This is a genomic window from Tunturibacter psychrotolerans, assembly GCF_040359615.1.
Lineage (GTDB): Bacteria > Acidobacteriota > Terriglobia > Terriglobales > Acidobacteriaceae > Edaphobacter > Edaphobacter psychrotolerans.
In genome coordinates this window covers 1,482,481-1,499,645 of sequence record NZ_CP132942.1, presented here as the reverse complement: position 1 = coordinate 1,499,645, position 17,165 = coordinate 1,482,481, and the positions used below count along the sequence as shown (strand labels likewise).

The window sequence follows — 17,165 nt, the reverse complement described above, 5'->3', positions numbered from 1 at the left end:
CTTTCTCACCTGAATCCGGCATGTGGGCCGCGATATACACCAAGCCGACAATCGATGGACCGTTTCCCGCTTCCGTAATTACGGCTCCCCATAGCTGTGCGCGACAAGGATGCACGGTCCGTCCTGCAGCGCGAGAATACGCTTCACGGCAGTCACATCGTCTTGAAAGGACGTCTCCGGCTCCTGGACGATGCTGACCTTGTGACCATCCTTGACAAGAAGATCTTAGACACCTTTCCTGCCAGACCATCTGCCCAGGCGCCGTGAACCAGAACAATATTCCGAACGCGATTCTCTTCGGTCTGCGCTGACAGCACGCCGCACGTAAACAGCAAGAAAGCGATGGAGAGCGATTGAGAGATTGCTCGTACTGCTCGCATAGGCTTCATCGAATAACTCATTTGTTGCTCCTTTTGTTTTGTAACGCTCTGGTTGGTCGTTCGGATCGTCCGTGAAGAGTTCAAAGGGTCAGATAGACGACTTGGACCCCCTGCTCGCTGTTGATGATGCCATTGCCCATACGGCGTCGAAATCGGCGAACGGCTTTTCAGCAACGGCTTCCTGTGCAGATTTCCCGCGGACTCTGCCGTGGAGGCGCCGCGTAGGCCTCCGGAAAAGAAGTGCGTCAGGAGAGCGCCGACCTTCATGGTCACATCAGTCCGCAGAGTTTGCTGGGAGGCGAGAACCACTCCAGAATTCATGATCGCGGAAAAGCCGGGCGTCTCAACCTTGACGGTGGAGATGCCGGGGTTCAAGCCTGCAACAACGTAGTCGCTCCTTCGAGTTTGTGGTTACACTTCGGCTGATGTTGTGCCGTCGTTCGTAACAGTCACTTGTTCGTTGGGCAAACGAAACAGTTTTAGAAAATGCCTCGCCGTTCCATGGATGTGCACTTTTGGAGGAGCGGCGCGGCTAGCTTCCCAAAGCTTCGAAGTGCTGCTCAATCTGCTCCAAAGTCTTTCCTTTGGTCTCCGGAAGAAAGAAGGTGGCGGTGATGAAGTAGATCACCGTGAACGCGGCAAAGAGAAAGAACATAGTCGAGTAGCCGTATTTACTTACAACAGGGAGAAACAGAACTGCCAGTGTGGTCGATACGAGCTGGTTGATCACAAGCGCGACGCTCATTCCGACGGAGCGGATTCGCGTCGGCATTAACTCCGAAAGCGCAAGCCAGACACACACGCCAGGCCCTACCGCAAAGAAAGCGATGAACGTAAACAGAGCGAGCGCCACCAGATATCCGTGAGCACGGTCAGGAATTTGACCGATTCGCGCTCGCTCAATTATCAAAGGGGCGGTCCGAGCAGCGTCGAGATCAGAGAAAGGATTCTTGAAGAAAGCTTCGACCCTGGTTGCGGGAATGGAGCTTGCTCGAGTGATCCGGATGAGCTCTGCCGAAGGGTCGTCAGAGCGGACGAAGGTAGTCGCCCCGGTAAAGCCTCCGTAGGAGTAGATTACCGCCAGTGATGCATGTGCACTGAGAGAGGCCGTGTCTTCGTGACCACTGGCCGCCAGGAGACGATCGGCTTCCGCTTGACCGAACTTAAGAATCAACTCCTGTCGCGGCCCTACGAGAGATTGAACAGCGCCGCGACACTCGAGATTGGATTTTTCCGTTTGCCAGAATAGAGCTCCGATTGTGATCAGCGCCGCCATCAGACCTGTGCTACCCAGGATGAGCAAAAATCTGCGTCCCTTGCGATCGACGAGTGTCATTCCTACGATCGTCATCAGGAAGTTCACGGTGGTAAAGATGACATATCCCCAATGCGCTGCTAAATCGGAGAGGCCGCTTTGTAGCAGGATGCTTGTGTTGTAACCGATGATAGAGTTGACGCCGGTCGCCGTGTTACAGAAGAGAATCACGCAAGCAAGTACAAATGGAATGGCGTACTTTCTGCGCAAGAGGCTCTCCGCGTTCTTTTCACTTGATCCATCCGGTCTCCCGACGTTCAGCGAACGCTCTTCCATCTCGCCGAACTCGAGCTCCGCCATTGCCGGAGTTCGCGAACGAAGCAGTGCCGTCATGGCTCGTTCACGGTGGCCGGTGCGAAACAGGTGGCGTGGTGACTCAGTGACGAAGATGCTACCGAGAACGAATAGAACTCCGGGCGGCAGCGAGATCCAGAAGATATGCCTCCACGCACGATCTTTGACCTGAAACAGCGCCGCCGCATCAGACGCACGCGCCACGGCCTCAACGCGATAACTGTAGTAGATCCCGATCAATGCTGCGGCAACGATACCAAGGGTAAGCAGCCACTGAAATATTCCCGTTCCCTTACCTCGATTGGTTGAAGCGAGGCATTCCGCGAGATATAGCGGTACCACCACGCCGATAAATCCCCCGCTAACTCCTTGCAGGAGTCGTCCAACAAAGAGTGGACCGTAGCCATGGGACAGTGCAATGACGGGAATGCTCACGACAAAGACGAGTCCGCTTAAAGTCATCATTGGTTTGCGGCCCATCCAGTCCGCGAGCAGCCCGGCGAAGATGGTCGAAATGACGCTGCCGAGCAGGACAGCCGCCACAATCACCGAAAGCTGTCCGGCATTCAACCCTGACGTCGCCTCCAGATACGGCAGCGCTCCCCCGATGATTCCGATGTCCACCCCATAGAGGAGACCGCCGAGTCCGGCCACGCACAAGAGCAAAGTGTTATAGCTGCGCTGACTTGAGGCTGATGCGGAAGAGGAATTAGGTCCAGAGATCATAGGTCTTATTTGCTCCCGCCAGCAGTATCTCAGGGGCATTCATGCTCCCAATCTTCACTTCAAATTTGGTAACAAACGCAATGCATTATCTCGATAGACCTTCCGTAGAACATCGTCCGGCAGGTCCATCCCATAGATGTTCCAACGTCCCTGGCGAGATGCGTGGGTGGGGTATTCGAAATATTCGTCCTCCGTCTCCAGGAAACGATAGTAGAGACGATACATCTCGACCTCTGGAACGAGGTCGGCGCCGAATAAAATTCGGTCTGCAAAACGTAGAAAAAACTTCCGTGCCGAGTAGGGTTGCCGTCCTAGTTCAGAGGCCCTCGCACTAATATCCACCAACACGTTTGGATTCGCATCGAGCATCGCGGATACGCGCTGAAGATCTTCTGCATTCTCGGCAATGTGAGCGGCGACGAAAGTTGTTCCTGGATGTCTCTTGAAGACGCGGTCCCGCTGGTTGAGCAACTCATGTTTGCTGAACTCGGCGCCAAAGAAGCTCCAGTCTGGATGAGCGGCCAACTCTTCATAGCGCTCGTTGTTCGCATCAATTGGAAGGAAGAAAGCCTCCGGGTCTCCAATATGCACCATCACCGGTATGCCAAGCTGGCCGGCTTTGTCAAAGATCGGAGCAAGACGTTCGTCATCAACGTGTAGGAGCTGTCCGCTTGCATCACGCACGGACAAGCCGAGATCCTTCCAGAACTTGAATCCGGTGGCTCCATGTTCCACCAAACGCTCAAGTCTGTTGATGCTTACGCTAACAAAATCGTCGCGCTCGACGCCTGACCAATCCATCCAGCCGATCGTCGAGAAGCGTGTAGCATCCGCCGACCGGTAACGATCGATCATGCGGATAGCCTCTTCTCCCACCTTCATCGTGATGTTGACGATGTGCTCGATTCCGCACTCATCCATGATATCCAGCACGCGCCTTGGATCCTGCGCATCCAGGTGATTGTGATAGTCAATGGCCGGGAAGCGTGGTCGTAACAATTCGTGGCGTGGAGTGGTCAGCATACAACGTGGGTGAAAGTCGCTGAGTGGAAGCGTGACGTTGGCCCTTGCCGATACCATGGCGATAAACTTGTCTTGTGCTTTCTGTTCCGACATCAATTCCTCGCTCCTAAGGCTTTGCTTTTCGATTCGATGGTCTCTTTCGTGGTCGTTAGCTCCTAAGTAAAGCTCCGGCATGTGGAAGAGGTCACAATAAGCGAAACTATAAAACGAAACATATCATCATTTCTATATATTTCGTTTTATGTTAAAAGATAATCACTTCAATCATCGAACTCAGGGCTAACGTACTGTGTTAAACTCCCTCTCCTGTCAATTTAGACGCAACCTGTTAGGCTCATTGTTTCCTGTTCTGCTTTGCAATGGTCTATCCGGCTTTGCTCAGGAGCAGAGCGCCCTTGCCAAAGGCAACACCTTGCTGCACGCCCGGGACCTGTCTCTCGGCATCAAAGTCACCAACCATCATTTTGCCGGTCTTCAGGCCCATGATGGCTTTTCAAACAGAACAATTGATCTGCCAGAATCCTTCATCCTTGTCTTGAGAGACAAGAGTGTGCTTCGTTCACGGAGATGGAGGCAACCCGCGCATCGGACTCAATACTGGCAACGGACCCGCATCAGTCCCTGCGAGTATCACGTAAGGATAGGACTGCTTCAACCAGCGCTTGCTGGAGCTTTACCACGCCACGATTGCCAGCTCGTCTTCAATGGTGCGTTATCGTGCAGCCGGGACAAGCTTACGCCCGACAGCTACTCAACATCGTTGCCACCACTCAGGATCTACCCATCGCAGAGGTTCGGTTGCTTGACTTTGACGATCCAACGGCGCACGTGGAAGGCACAGTCAAAGGCTCCCAGTGGTTAGTTAAAATATGTTTTTCGGATTTGAAAATCCGCTCTCCGTCAGCGCGGTGCGAGACCATGAGGTTACGGCGTCTCTCTTTCGCGATTTACCTCTTCGCGTCGGCCAAAGCATCACATACTCCTCCGTGGTTGGCACCTCGCGAGCCGGCCAGCTCCGCCGTGCCTTTCTCAGATATATAGAGAGTGAGCGTCCACGGCCTTATCAACCTTTTTTGCATTGCAACTCCTGGTTCGATCTTGGCTATCAAAACCGATTCGACGAAAAAGGAGCGCTTGATCGGATCAACGCCTTCGGTCAGCAGCTAACAGTAGCGCGGCACGTTCAGCTTGATTCTTTCCTCTTCGATGATGGATGGGACGATCCAGCTACACTGTGGGGCTTTAACTCTGGATTCCCGTACGGGTTCACGAAGGCTGGGGCGGCGGCGGCTCAATACAGGGCCGGCATCGGCGTCTGGCTTTCCCCATGGGGCGGTTATTCTGATGAAAAAAGCAGCGCATTGCGTATGGTCGCAAACATGGATACGAGTTTTTTAACGATGGCTACGCGCTATCCGGGCCGAAGTACTTTAAGAAGTTTGAGAACACCTGTCTCACTATGATCGATCAGTACAACGTCAATCAGTTTAAGTTCGACGGGACTGGCAATGCGGACAGTGTTTTTCCAGGAAGCGCCTTTGACAGTGACTTCGATGCCGCGATCCACCTGATCGAACGGCTCCGAAAAAAGAAGCCAACCATCTTTGTCAATCTCACGACCGGTACGACAGCCTCTCCGTTCTGGCTTTTTTTTACGCCGATTCTATCTGGCGTGGAGGAGAAGATCACGACTTCTCAGGGGTAGGTACACCTCGCCAGCGTTGGATCACATATCGCGATGCACAGACCTACAAGAATGTTGTTCGCCAGGGTCCACTCTTGCCGCTCAACTCGCTGATGCTTCACGGTATTGTCTATGCCAAACAGGCAAAGTATCTAACCACCGATCCAGGCAACGACTTCGCTGACGAGGTTCACTCCTACTTCGGCACAGGAACCTAACTGCAGAAGATGTACATCACGCCTTCGCTTTTATCGCCTACAAATTGGGACACGCTTGCAGAGGCGGCTCGATGGAGCCGTTCACATGCCGATACTCTCAAAGTTGTCCACCGGATTGGGGGTGATCCGGACCAGCTGCAAATCTACGGATGGGCGGCGGGGAGCCCGCGAGAGGGTGTGATTTACCCTGAGAAATCCGTCGAATAGTCCGCAGGAATTCAGCATAGATGTAGCCAAGGTCTTTGAACTCCAGCCGCCAGATCCAGCCACTTACAAAGTACATAGTGTTTGGAGGGACGAAAAAAACTCGAACCATAAATTCCCCGCGGAGATGCGCAAAGATCAGAGATTCTCGATTCATCTCGCCCCGTTTGAGGCCATCACTCTTGAGGCCGTGCCAGCCCATTAGGCAAACCGAAGTAAAATCAGCCTGGAATGCGAAGGCTGCAGATTATGCGGTGGTCCCGGTTCCCAGATTCGGCCTAGACGAGTGTGAGTTTGATGTTCAGATTGTGAAGGGCATCCGCCGTCTCTTTCGAAAGATTGTTGTCGGTAATGACGTGGTGAATCGAAGTTGCGTCTACGATCTTCGACAAGCTCCGGCGATTGAATTTAGTCGAATCGCAAACCGCAACGATCGTCTTGGCCGCTTTGACCATCGCACGATTAACCCGCGACTCCATTACATTCGGCGTCGTAAGGCCCACTTCGAGGTCAAATCCGTCGACCCCTAAAAATAGGATGTCGGCATGCATGTCGTGAAGCATCTCCTCTGCGAGCGGCCCGACCAGGGAGAAAGAGTTCTTGCGCAGCGAACCTCCGGTGAGGAGCACCTCGAAGTCAGTCCCGCTTAGTTCAGCGGCGATATTTATCGCATTGGTAATGATGGTCAGATGCGAAAACTTCTTCAGCGTCTTGGCGATGGCTGTAGTAGTCGTCCCTGAGTCGAGCAGAACGCACTGGCCTTCCTGGATAAGGTTTACAGCAGCGATCGCTATCCGCTGCTTTTCCTGCAAGTGACGCCCTTCCTTCTCCTTGAGCGATGGATCGAAAAGCGTCCCCGACTGTGGAAGCAACGCACCACCGTGAGTTCTCTGCAACACGCCCTTGCGTTGAAGGTAGTCGAGATCCTTACGTATTGTTATTCGGGAGATCCCCAGGGATTCCGACAATTCCTCGACCAGAACCCGACCTTGTTGCTGTGCCAGAGCAAGGATATGCTGGCGACGTTCTTCGATGAGCATTTGCGTGCCACTCTCGAACTCAGCTGGAGGCACCTTTGGCGAGGCTTTCGAAGCGACTTTTCGCTGCATAAAGTTCAATTTACCTGTGTGGCAACTTTCGAACAGTACCACGGAGCTTTCGCATAGGCAATTCCGAATTAAAAGGAAAGGTTGAAGAGCAGCGCCCTGGTTGCATCCGGCTGCATAGACACGGGGCACTTCCTTAATGCGGTCTACGATCAATGACGCCGGATCGCCCTCTATTTGCTTGTTTCGCAGCCGTGCGTATTGCGACGATAGATAGCGGCTGCACATGCTTTCGGGCATCGTGACTTCAGGGCAACAGGTCCGTGCTCGCACATACGGATACTTCGCAGCCCCACTTTTGCCTTAGCAAAGCTCCGGTGCGTGGCCAATATAATCCGAAGTGCAGGCTCCAATGAGCATAACCGCTGGTCAGCCTTCCAGCTTGTCCCGAACACCTGCCTCTTCCAAGAAGCTGCAAATCCGTTCCTGATGTTGCCGAAATATCTGAAACGTCGTCACTCAAGTGACTGGCTGTTGCGCGATTTCACGCGGAGTAAACAAAAGACCTCGGGCCTTTTGTTTTTCGACAAGCAAATCAACAAAACCTGAAAGGGATATTACAGGATTTATTTATAGTAGGGAAAATGCATTTTGAATCAAAATCGGAGCTAAACAAAAGAATATTAATAACTCTACTCAGCACAACGCAACAAGACAATAAGAGGTTTTATGCCGGCCACGCCACCGAGCGGACATCAAAGGCGTTTCGACATCACGATTGCAGGGCGTCGAGGTATGGCCTGCCGGAACAGATGTCCACGGAAAGAGAGCTCCTCGGCTCCGGATTCAAGGTAAACCCTCGGGGGATCCTCCTCTATTCTTGCTCATAGCTTTGCTGCGCTTGGCAGCCGAGTAGGATTCATCTCCTAGGTCGGTCGCGATGAAATGGGAGAGATAGCTTTGACCCGTCTGGGCGAAAGTGGCGTAGATCTATCTCACATAACCTCCAGAGGGGACGTGGGCACTCGCGTAACTGGGCTTCTGCCTCATGGGCAGCGACGTCACATTTTGACCTATCTCGGAGCCATCGCCGCGATAACCGTTGCTGATTTGGATTTGGCCTACCTCACCTCCTCGCGGCACTTTCATTTCTCCTCACTTTTTCCTGCAGACAGATCTTCAACCCGACTTGCCCGAGCTCTCTGATCAATTGAAAAAGGCTGGGCTGATGCTTTACCTGGATACTAACGATACTTTTGGGGTAGCGTTCTCGATCGGCTCCTCGACAGAATCGACGTTCTTCTGCCAAACGAAAATGAATATTGCGGATCGCCAAAAAAAAAACCCATCCTGGAAGAGTCGCTCGCCTCTCTGGCACTCCGCGTTCCTTTGATCGTTGTAAAGTGCGGCGATCGTGGTGCTGTCGTGCAACAGGGGAAGAAGCGGACTGGGTGCCTTCGCTTCCGGGGGGGAACCGGGTCGACACAATCGACACTGGGGACAGCTTCAACGCAGGCTTCCTGAACTTCTACCTCAAAGACGAAAGCCCGTTGCATGCCGCAAACCATGGGCAATGTAGCGGGTGCCTTGTCCACACTGCGCCCCGGATGCACCGAAGCCTACCGTGACTCAGCCTTCCGAGATAGCTTCCTCAATCAATATACGGTTGCAAAAATCAGGCTTCCCGAATTTAAACCTTCGTCCTCCATCGCCTCGCTCAGCCGCTTGGGGAAACTCCTTACCTCCCTTTCCCAATCCCTGTCTGCATTGATCGGTAGAACATCAAGATCATGACCAATAGTGAGAAACCGGCTATATGACTCACAAAGGCGCGTTCATTTCGTTACACTCCTTGACGAATAAGGCTGTTCGGGTGGGAGTTTTACAAGCGACGAATTCACTTTAGCTAACCAACTCGGAAAGGGACGCGAGAGAGCTTTAGCGTATTCGAGCGATGAACGATCGCCCTTCGCGATCAGTAAGTTGACATAACTCTCAAGAGTCACATGGCTCCATGGCGAAATGGGTCGCTGAGTTATATCAGCGAAGTACCATTTGCCAAAAAGTGTCCATGGATCGTTTGTCTTCGAGCTGTTTAGTTGAACTCGAACAGCTTCCATCCTGACAAGATCTGGTTTCCTTGCTTGATCAAAGTTATTCGATGTGGATGCGAAGTCGAGAAGATTAGCAAGCCAGGAAGGAGCCTCGTCGTTTGGAGGCAGATCAAGAACCCAGCCAGACGAGCCTCCCGCGATCAACAGAGATGATCCGTCCGGGCTAAATGAGAAGTTGGGAGATCCATCAGGTGTAACGACCGGAAGCTGAATCTGATCTCCGGAGAGTGTATCCCAAAGTCTAACCGCCTTATCTCCAGCAATCGTTGCGACCAGCCTACTGTCGGGACTGAATGACGCCCTACCAACAACTGCAGGATGCTGCAGAGGAGACACCATCAACTTACCGTTGTTGGCATTCCATATTCGGGCGGTGTGATCTCTCGATGCAGTGACAATGAGCGAAGCATCGCTGTTAAATTCTGCGGATCCTACTCCGAATCCATGATTCATGATGACCGCGGTTGGAGCTCCGCTGTGGGCATCCCATATCTCTGCCGTCGAATCTGCGCACGCCGTCACAACCCTCTTGTCATCTGGGCTGAATTGAGCGCTGAAAATGCTGTTGCGGCGAGGCAATCTCAAGGTGCGTTTCCCTGTGCGTGAGTCGCGGAGATCAGCGTAGTCGTCCCCCGTCGCAATTAAGAGCAACCTTCCATCAGTGCTAAAGCTGACACTATAAGCAGACTCGTGGTATTCGATGAGAGGAAACAAAGGCTTGCCGGTTGCTGCATCCCATGTACGCACCTTCCCCGCCTCTGATGCGGCTGCGATAATCTTCCCATCTGGGCTGAAGCTCACCGACCATGCAGAACCCAACAACTCCATGGAGGAGACTAGTCTTTTGCCAGTGCTGGCATCCCAAATCGCGATCTTGCCACCGTCCGTACCTGTCGCGATTCGTTGTCCGTCACGACTGAAGGTTCCAGAGACCACTTCATCGTCGTGATCCAGCGATGGAGCAAGTTGGAGTCCGGTGCGAGAGTCCCAAACTCGGGCGGTGTGGTCCGTCGAAGTGGTCAGTATCCTGGTTCCGTCGGGACTGTAACTCGCTGACGTCATCACTCCTGTATGGCCTTGAAGCCTTAGCGCGGTATTGGCGCGCTGTTCTGTGAGTAGACGAAAAGCCAAACGGGAAGCCGCTAAGTTATGAGGTTGCAGACGTAGGCTCTCTGCCAATAACTGAAACGCCGCCGGTTTACTACCAGTCTCTGCAAGTTCGAACGCTTTCAAATAATCTACATACGAATCGGCCACCGCCATTGAAGTTTCAGTGACGCCGACAGGTGTCCCGGCCTCTTCTTTACTGCTGGAGATCGTCTGGGCCACCAGACTACCGCTTGCCAGAGACAGGGAGAGCATCAAGACAGAGGCTGGTAGAAGCCTCTGATATCGCGACCGATGATAGAGAGAGAACATCGATTCCTTTTCGAAGGTTGAGCTTTTCTACAATGTTAATTCGGGGCCTGCACGGAGTGCTCCAGCAGACCCTCGAAGGACGACAGGCTGAAGTCTCACCTGTCGTGGTTAGTGGTTATTTGATCTCAATGCCGTTCACCATAGGCTGGTCATGCGCACCGTTGGAGAAAGCAATGACAATCTGACCGTTGACAGGTGTGATGTTGGCGAAGCTCTGAACGGTCGCCGTGAAGTTAGCATTTCCGGCAGCCGCAAAGATATCAAAGTTCGTCATCACCTGAGTTCCATTGATCGATACATTGAACTGTCGAGAGTTCGCCGTTGTGAAGAAAAGTTCGGCGAAGTGAAGGACCACCGTGTAGGTTCTGGTGGCCGACAGGTTGGGGATAGTATAAATAACGCCGCCCTGGTGAGCATCCGCATACACCGCAGCTGGCGCAGCTATACTTGCGATCGCCGCGGGTATGGTGATGCCTTTATTGGGAGCATCATCGTTGCCACCGACAAAGTCGGTATCGCCGATGAAGCTGCCTACTACCGTCGAGCTGCCAGCATTGATCGCAATCACATCCGTAGACACAGCTGCCGTTGATGTGGAAACCTGCTGCGAAGGCGGTGAGAGCACTCCGGCGCCGTTCACCGCTTCGACTACGTAGTAGAACATGGTCGAAGGGGTGAGACTCGTATCGGAGAAGCTAGTCGTTGTAAGGTTATTTGCGATCTGGGTAGCCGCGGACGGCACGAAGCCCGCCGTGGTGCTCCTGAAGACCGTGTATGTGACTCCCGAACTGACGCTCGGTGTCCAACTCAGATTGACTGTGCTTGACCCGCCTGTTGATGCCGTCAAGGCTGTTGGCGCGGACGGTATGGCTGGCCCTCCTGTCTGAAGTTCAATGCCGTTCACCATAGGCTGGTCGTTCGTGCCATTGGTGAATGCGATGACAATCTGACCGTTTACAGGAGTGATGTTGGGAATGGTCTCGACAGCCGCCGTGAAGCTGGCGTTTCCGGCAGCCGCAAAGATATCAAAGTTTGTCAGTACCTGTGCTCCGTTGATCGACACGTTGAACAGGCGAGAGTTTGGTGCGGTAAAGAACAGTTCAGCAAAGTGCAAGACCACGGTGTATGTGTTGCCTGCTGACAGGTTGGGGATAGTGTAAGTGACACCACCTTGATGAGCATCTGCATACACCGCAGCGGGCGCAGCGATACTTGCGATCGCAGTGGGTATGGTGATGGCATGGTTTGTAACATCATCGTTACCGCCAGTGAAGTCCGAATCAGCAATGAAGGTTGCGTTGTTAGCGGAGTCGGGCACTGCTGTCGCACTGCCCGCATTGATTGCGATGACTTCGGTTACCCCTGAAGCGGCCAGCGTCTCTGTTGAGGCCTGCAGCGATGGTGTTGACTCGGCACCGCTGACTGCTTCTACCACATAGAAGTACGTCGTAGAGGCGGTGAGTCCCGTGTCTGAGTCGGTGGTGGTTGTCAGGCCTTGTGCGATCTGATTGGCCGCCGAGGGAGTAAAGCCAGAGGTGGTACTCCGGAATACGGAGTACGTAACTCCCGACGTGGTGCTCGCCGTCCAGCTCAGGTTGATCTGGCTTGAGGAGACCGCAGTCGGTGTCAGATTGGTAGGTGCTGCGGGAGGAGTTACAACAGCAGGGTTGATAGTCAGCGTCAGGCTTGCCGTGCCTGTCTGACCGGTGGAGTTGGTGGCGTTCAACGTGATGGGGAAGCTTCCGCTGGCCGTTGGCGTGCCGGAGATGACTGCGCCGTTGAGAGCAAGGGGGGTAGGCAAAGTGCTGGTACTGAAGGTCGAGGCGGTTGGATTGGACATGATCGTGTAACTGAACAACTGGCCAACTGTTGCCGTTGCAGTGGGAGCACTTGTGATGACTGGCGTAGGAGCGTTGACGGTCAGCGTCAGTGTTGCCGTGCCTGTCTGGCCGGTGGAGTTGATTGCAGTCAACGTGATGGGGAACCTTCCGGTGACCGCTGGCGTGCCGGAGATGACTGCGCCGTTGAGAGCAAGGGGGGTGGGCAGAGTACTGGTAGTGAAGGTCGTACCCGCCTCGTTCGAGGTGATGGCATAGCTGAAAGCCTGTCCTTCGATCGCCGTTGCAGTCGGAGCACTCGTGATGACTGGCGGTGTTGGGGTTGCAGCACCAAAGGACCCGATGACCTCGAAGTCGAACAGCGAGTAGCCGAACTGTGTCGTCCGAGTCGTGCCGCACATGCGAACAAAGCGGCCATTTCCATTCAGACCACTGTACGTCTTGATGCCACCGTTTGTATTACCCGTAACGTTCACTACTGTCGTCCATTTGGTGTTGGCCGCGCTGCAGTCTGGGGTACTCGCTTCAGGGAAAACCGTAGGATCGTTGCTTGTCTGCAGCACATAGTTGGCTCCAGCAGCATTCTCCCAGTCGAGAATAATGGAGTGGATATTCGCAGTGTTTTGCAAGTCAATGACAAGTGATTGTGGATCCACACCCTGGGTGCTCTCCCATCGGGTACTCAGGTTATTATCTACTGCCATTGCAGCTGTGTTGCCTCCATTGAAACTTGATGCGGAGGTTTGTTTGAGCAGCGCGAGGTTCGTATCCGCCTGCAGAGGCAGGACGGCTCCGAACAGACTCGGCACCAGGCTCACATCTTTGCCATCCACAACTCCGTCGAGGTTTAGATCGAACTGTGCGTTGGCCGGAGTGATTTGGTTGATCGGATTGACCTGACCGTTGGAATTCGTCATCAGAGTCGTAATTGCTTCCTGATCGGCTACGTTGACTACGCCGTCGGGGGAGACATCGCCTTCGAGAACATTGAAAGGAAGATCGTAGGTTCCATTCAGCGACGCACCGCTCGTGAGGCCGGTCAAATGCAACTGCAGCGCCTGTGCGTTTGGTACGTTTGCAAGGGTTACGGTCACGATCATTCCAGATGAATCAAGCGTGACCGACTGTACGCTTCCCTGCGCTAGCTGCGTCGATCCAGGCTGAGCGTTGAGCACGGCTGCTGGAGCCGCTGAAAGCGGCTGGGCAAAGTTCAGTTGGAGCGTGTAGGTCTGGTTTGGAGCGACACGCGTCTCTGTGGTCGGGAATCCGGATGGTCCAAACGGGAAGAATTGAATGCCTACCGGGGTCCCCGCGTGACTCTGAATGGAAGTAGCCAGGTAGACAGGATCAGAAAAGTCGCTCACGAGTTGTGCTGGAGTGACGACCGTGTTGTAGATGCGGACCTCGTCAATGTTGCCTTGGAATCCGTCCTGCTGATTCGGGTCAGAGAGATTTTGTTGGCCGAACCATAGATCTCCTCCTCCGTTTGCATTCTGTGCGGTTCCCTGCCCTGCGAGTTGACCGTTTACATAGAGGTACCGCTTGTTGTTGGGGCCGTCTTGTACGAGCGCCAACTGTGTCCATACGCCGGAGGTTGCTGCTGGGCCAGTGATAACAGTCCCTTGAGCACCCGGAGTACCGCTGCGTGCTTCCCACTGTCCGCTGGTGTTAATCCAAAGACCGTATTCACTACCTTGATCTCTCGACTTCACGATAATCGAAGCACCGTCGACACCCTGTTCGTTGGGAGGTGTGCCTATGCCAAAGCCATTCAGCACTGTTGGGTTGACCCAGGCCACGAGGCTAAAGCTCTGCTGCGCTGTGAACTGTAGAGCAGCAGAGTTGCTTACGACGAGCCGGTCCATAACTGTGGTCCCGTGGAAGTTCCACGATCCTCCGATATACCCGGTTGAGCTGGATTCAACCTCATTCGTCCCATTGGCTGGAGGAGGGGTCTTAACAGCAGTGTGGCCGTTTCCGGTAAGGTCCACAGAGCCAGTCGCGTTTATCCCCTGCTGAACTCCTTCGTCCATCGGCCAGTACGCAACCAGCCCCGGTTGGGAATATTGCTGAAAGGTCGTCGCAGAAGCGATATTGCTCGCGTTTGATGGGCCAGATAGGTTAGTTGCCTTGACCGAGTAGAAATAAGTCGTATTCGGGCTCAAGGCCGAAGGGTTGGTCAGAAGGCTATCATTGATACCCGTATCAGCAAATGTTGTTTCCTGGCCTTGCGTGGTGGCAATCTGAGCAGGCGTGCAGCCGGCACATGTTGCTCGAAAAATAGTAAAACCAGTGTGCGCTGTCGGGCTACCGAAATCCGGGTCACTCCAGGTCACAGTCACTTCCGAGTCAGAATCAGCCTGCGCAGCAACATTTAGCGGGACTTGGGTTGGAGCTCCTGCCGCAACAGGGGGCGCGCCGTAAACCCACAGATATCCTGGCCTATTGTCTGACGGCACAGAGAATAATGTTGTGGTGGTGGTGCCGTTGTTAGTCGTAGTGAACTGTCCGCTCTGGGCGGGAGCTTGATAGCAGGTGAAATACGCCTTTCCATTTGACACAATCGGAAGCGAAAATGTTGGCGTTTGGCAGGAAGACTGTGCGGCATCGTCTGTCGCGACGTTGCCTGACTTATAAATGGCACCCTGCCTCAGGTTGCTTGCATCCCAAGCGCGCAGGCCATTGCTGTTCTGCCAGACTAAGCCATTGCTTGTACCGTTCGCAGAGATAAATACTCCGGCATTTTTGCCCGAAGAACCCTCTGGCGAGGCATCCTCGCTGGCGGTGGAAATGTAACTGTTGGTTATAGAATTAAAGCCTACCGGAAATGATAGAGCACCGAAACTCCCACCAGAAAGGTAGACGTGGTTATTAAAAAAGGCGGGGGTATTGAATGTGCTTAGTCCTGCAATGTTAAGCTGTTGAACAACATTACTATTTTCAAAGGTAACAAAATTAGGAGCGTTACTATTGGTCGGTGGCGCGCCATCCTTCGTATCTATTCCGCCGAGATTCGTACGATCAAGAAGGAACATGATGCCGAGTTTGCCCCCACCCAGCAATAACTGCTTTGTACTGCCATCCGGAGCCTGCGTGTCGAAGAGCAACGGGCCGCCAGCACCGAGGTCATTATCTCCATCGTTGAAGTTATTCCACTGCGCGGGTGTAAACCATACACTTGTATCAGCGAAGGGAACCTGCAATTCAGGTTGACCATTGATCATTACTGTTCCTGCTGGGGTCGTATCGAAGGCGAGCACGCTCATCGGCCAATTGGTTCCCAGTGAAAATGAATTCGTAGGCGCGTCCCAGTTACCGCCGTTGCCGGTAATGACATACATCTTATTCAATGCAGGGTCGATGGCAGGACTAGCACCACCCATCCAGATTCCCGCTTCGAAGGTGTTATCCGGGGTCGTCGTAAAGGCAGTCGTTTGCTGCAACGTAGTCGCATCGTATCCCACGACGAAGCCGGAGTATGGGGTTTGATCGCTGTGCGATGCATAGACCAGATACACTGTGTTATGGCCATTGAAGTTGTCCAGCGTTAGCGCCGATCGGAGGTGCGAATGAAGCGGATAAAAGGGGATCCTTCCAGGCGTTGCGGGAAGCGGTTCATTATCCATCTCGCAACCTTGATTCTGTGTATTAGGAGGTTGGTTCGCCGGACAAGGCGTGTTAGTATCCCCGCCAAACTGGCCGTTAAATTCGGGGTTGATTGTGACAGGGCTATTACCCACAGATAGCCCGGACTTCAAATTGATAGCCCAAAGCAGTTGTTCGTAGGGATGGGTAGCTGGAAGAGTTCCGGTGTCTTTGAGTGCAGACACCACATAGATGATTCCCTGCTTTGGGTCGATTACCGGTGTTGCGGTATTGCCAAAGAGAGGTGTAATGTCATCAGCGGCATGGACGTCTTCCTTTGGAATGGGCACTGCCGTCGTGTTATTCGTCGGCACGAGGTGCAACTTCCAGATTGGATTGGAGCTCCCAGTGTGCGGCTGATAGTTGCTGTCTCCATCAGCGTCGAAGGCATAAAGAGTCGCATTCTCCGTGACAACGAAGACGACATTGTTGTGCGTCTTGCCATCCGCCCACCCCCCCGGAATGAGGCTGCTCGTCGTACCGCTCAGGTAAAGCGGTTGCGCGAAGACCTGCCCATCCACCTGCTCGGAAAAAAGAGGAACGAAGTTACCCGGAGTCTGAACGAACGCAGGGCTCAGAACAGACTCATTTGCGTTCACTCCCGTGTGCTTGGTGTCGACTTGCCAGGTAGTGATATCAGTCTGGGCAAGCGCCGTGGAAACACAGAGTAGACCAATAAGATTGAGAAAGAGAGCGCGTGCAAGCGATGAAATTCGCAAAATGATCTCCGGGTAAAGCGTGTGACGATCGTAGCTTGAGTTCCGCTCAAGCTATAACCAGATGCCGTTCTCTCACAGACAGTTCCGTGCGAAGAACGAGGAAAGCCGTCAGGGAGTATGCGCTGTGGACTGCTTCAAGTGCATAGTGGAAAAGACGCAAAAGGGCTAAGGCATACACAGACACCTAAAATCGCGCGTAGCGGGTCGGAATGAAGGCCTACAGGGGAGGATGAGGAAAGCTTTGGGGAGGCGTTCCTTGGCGAGCGAAGCGCATCGCCGTTTACTCCTAAATCAGCAATGATGGGAGTCTGTCGTACATGCTCTTCATTGCCTCCTTTGTTTCTTTAATTCTGCCTTGGTTGTTTGCTTTGATTCTTTGCTGCGCTATTTTTATTCTTTTTTTTAATTCGTTTTTTGGTCCTTATTCGAATCGCACTTTAGTTGATTTGTTGCAGTTGATCGCAAGTGTAATTTACCATCTCGGAACATCGGCGTTGCCCGATGAGATGTCAAATTATTGTCAAAATCCACCTATGTAAA

8 protein-coding genes are annotated in these 17,165 nt (G+C 53.3%); 3 read left to right on the top strand and 5 right to left on the bottom strand.

What is annotated here, in order from left to right; genetic code table 11:
• Positions 1-645: 645 nt before the first annotated feature.
• Positions 646-771, top strand: a complete 126-nt coding sequence (locus RBB77_RS06120) for a hypothetical protein (protein ID WP_353065589.1) — start codon at positions 646-648, stop codon at positions 769-771.
• Between the two features lie 141 nt (positions 772-912).
• Here RBB77_RS06120 and RBB77_RS06115 read toward each other — a convergent pair whose 3' ends face one another.
• A complete protein-coding gene (locus RBB77_RS06115) occupies positions 913-2,715 on the bottom strand; it encodes an MFS transporter (protein WP_353065587.1) in 1,803 nt (600 codons plus the stop codon).
• A 54-nt stretch (positions 2,716-2,769) separates the two neighbouring features.
• Complete coding sequence (locus RBB77_RS06110; RefSeq protein WP_353065585.1) at positions 2,770-3,831, bottom strand: amidohydrolase family protein; 1,062 nt, start codon at positions 3,829-3,831, stop codon at positions 2,770-2,772.
• Between the two features lie 1,366 nt (positions 3,832-5,197).
• Here RBB77_RS06110 and RBB77_RS06105 point away from each other — a divergent pair.
• Positions 5,198-5,443, top strand: a complete 246-nt coding sequence (locus RBB77_RS06105) for a hypothetical protein (protein WP_353065583.1) — start codon at positions 5,198-5,200, stop codon at positions 5,441-5,443.
• A 74-nt stretch (positions 5,444-5,517) separates the two neighbouring features.
• Entirely contained in the window at positions 5,518-5,640 is a 123-nt protein-coding gene (locus tag RBB77_RS06100; RefSeq protein WP_353065581.1) for a hypothetical protein, read from the top strand.
• Between the two features lie 482 nt (positions 5,641-6,122).
• Here the strand turns inward: RBB77_RS06100 and agaR are convergent, their stop codons facing one another.
• The 3 genes from agaR to RBB77_RS06085 form a co-directional block, all read right to left on the bottom strand.
• Entirely contained in the window at positions 6,123-6,953 is an 831-nt protein-coding gene (agaR, locus tag RBB77_RS06095) for a transcriptional repressor AgaR (RefSeq protein ID WP_434557105.1), read from the bottom strand.
• Positions 6,954-8,725: 1,772 nt separating this feature from the next.
• On the bottom strand, positions 8,726-10,267 hold the full coding sequence (locus tag RBB77_RS06090) for a WD40 repeat domain-containing protein (RefSeq protein ID WP_353067584.1): 1,542 nt from the start codon (positions 10,265-10,267) through the stop codon (positions 8,726-8,728).
• A gap of 271 nt (positions 10,268-10,538) precedes the next feature.
• A complete protein-coding gene (locus RBB77_RS06085; protein WP_353065579.1) occupies positions 10,539-16,625 on the bottom strand; it encodes a malectin domain-containing carbohydrate-binding protein in 6,087 nt (2,028 codons plus the stop codon).
• Between the last annotated feature and the right edge of the window lie 540 nt (positions 16,626-17,165).

Excerpts from the sequence above, each read along its gene's own strand:
- RBB77_RS06120 (WP_353065589.1), top strand. The coding sequence starts at position 646 with ATGGTCACATCAGTCCGCAGAGTTTGCTGGGAGGCGAGAACCACTCCA.
- RBB77_RS06115 (WP_353065587.1), bottom strand. The coding sequence starts at position 2,715 with ATGATCTCTGGACCTAATTCCTCTTCCGCATCAGCCTCAAGTCAGCGC.
- agaR (WP_434557105.1), bottom strand. The coding sequence starts at position 6,953 with ATGCAGCGAAAAGTCGCTTCGAAAGCCTCGCCAAAGGTGCCTCCAGCT.
- RBB77_RS06110 (WP_353065585.1), bottom strand. The coding sequence starts at position 3,831 with ATGTCGGAACAGAAAGCACAAGACAAGTTTATCGCCATGGTATCGGCA.
- RBB77_RS06105 (WP_353065583.1), top strand. The coding sequence starts at position 5,198 with ATGATCGATCAGTACAACGTCAATCAGTTTAAGTTCGACGGGACTGGC.
- RBB77_RS06090 (WP_353067584.1), bottom strand. The coding sequence starts at position 10,267 with ATGGCGGTGGCCGATTCGTATGTAGATTATTTGAAAGCGTTCGAACTT.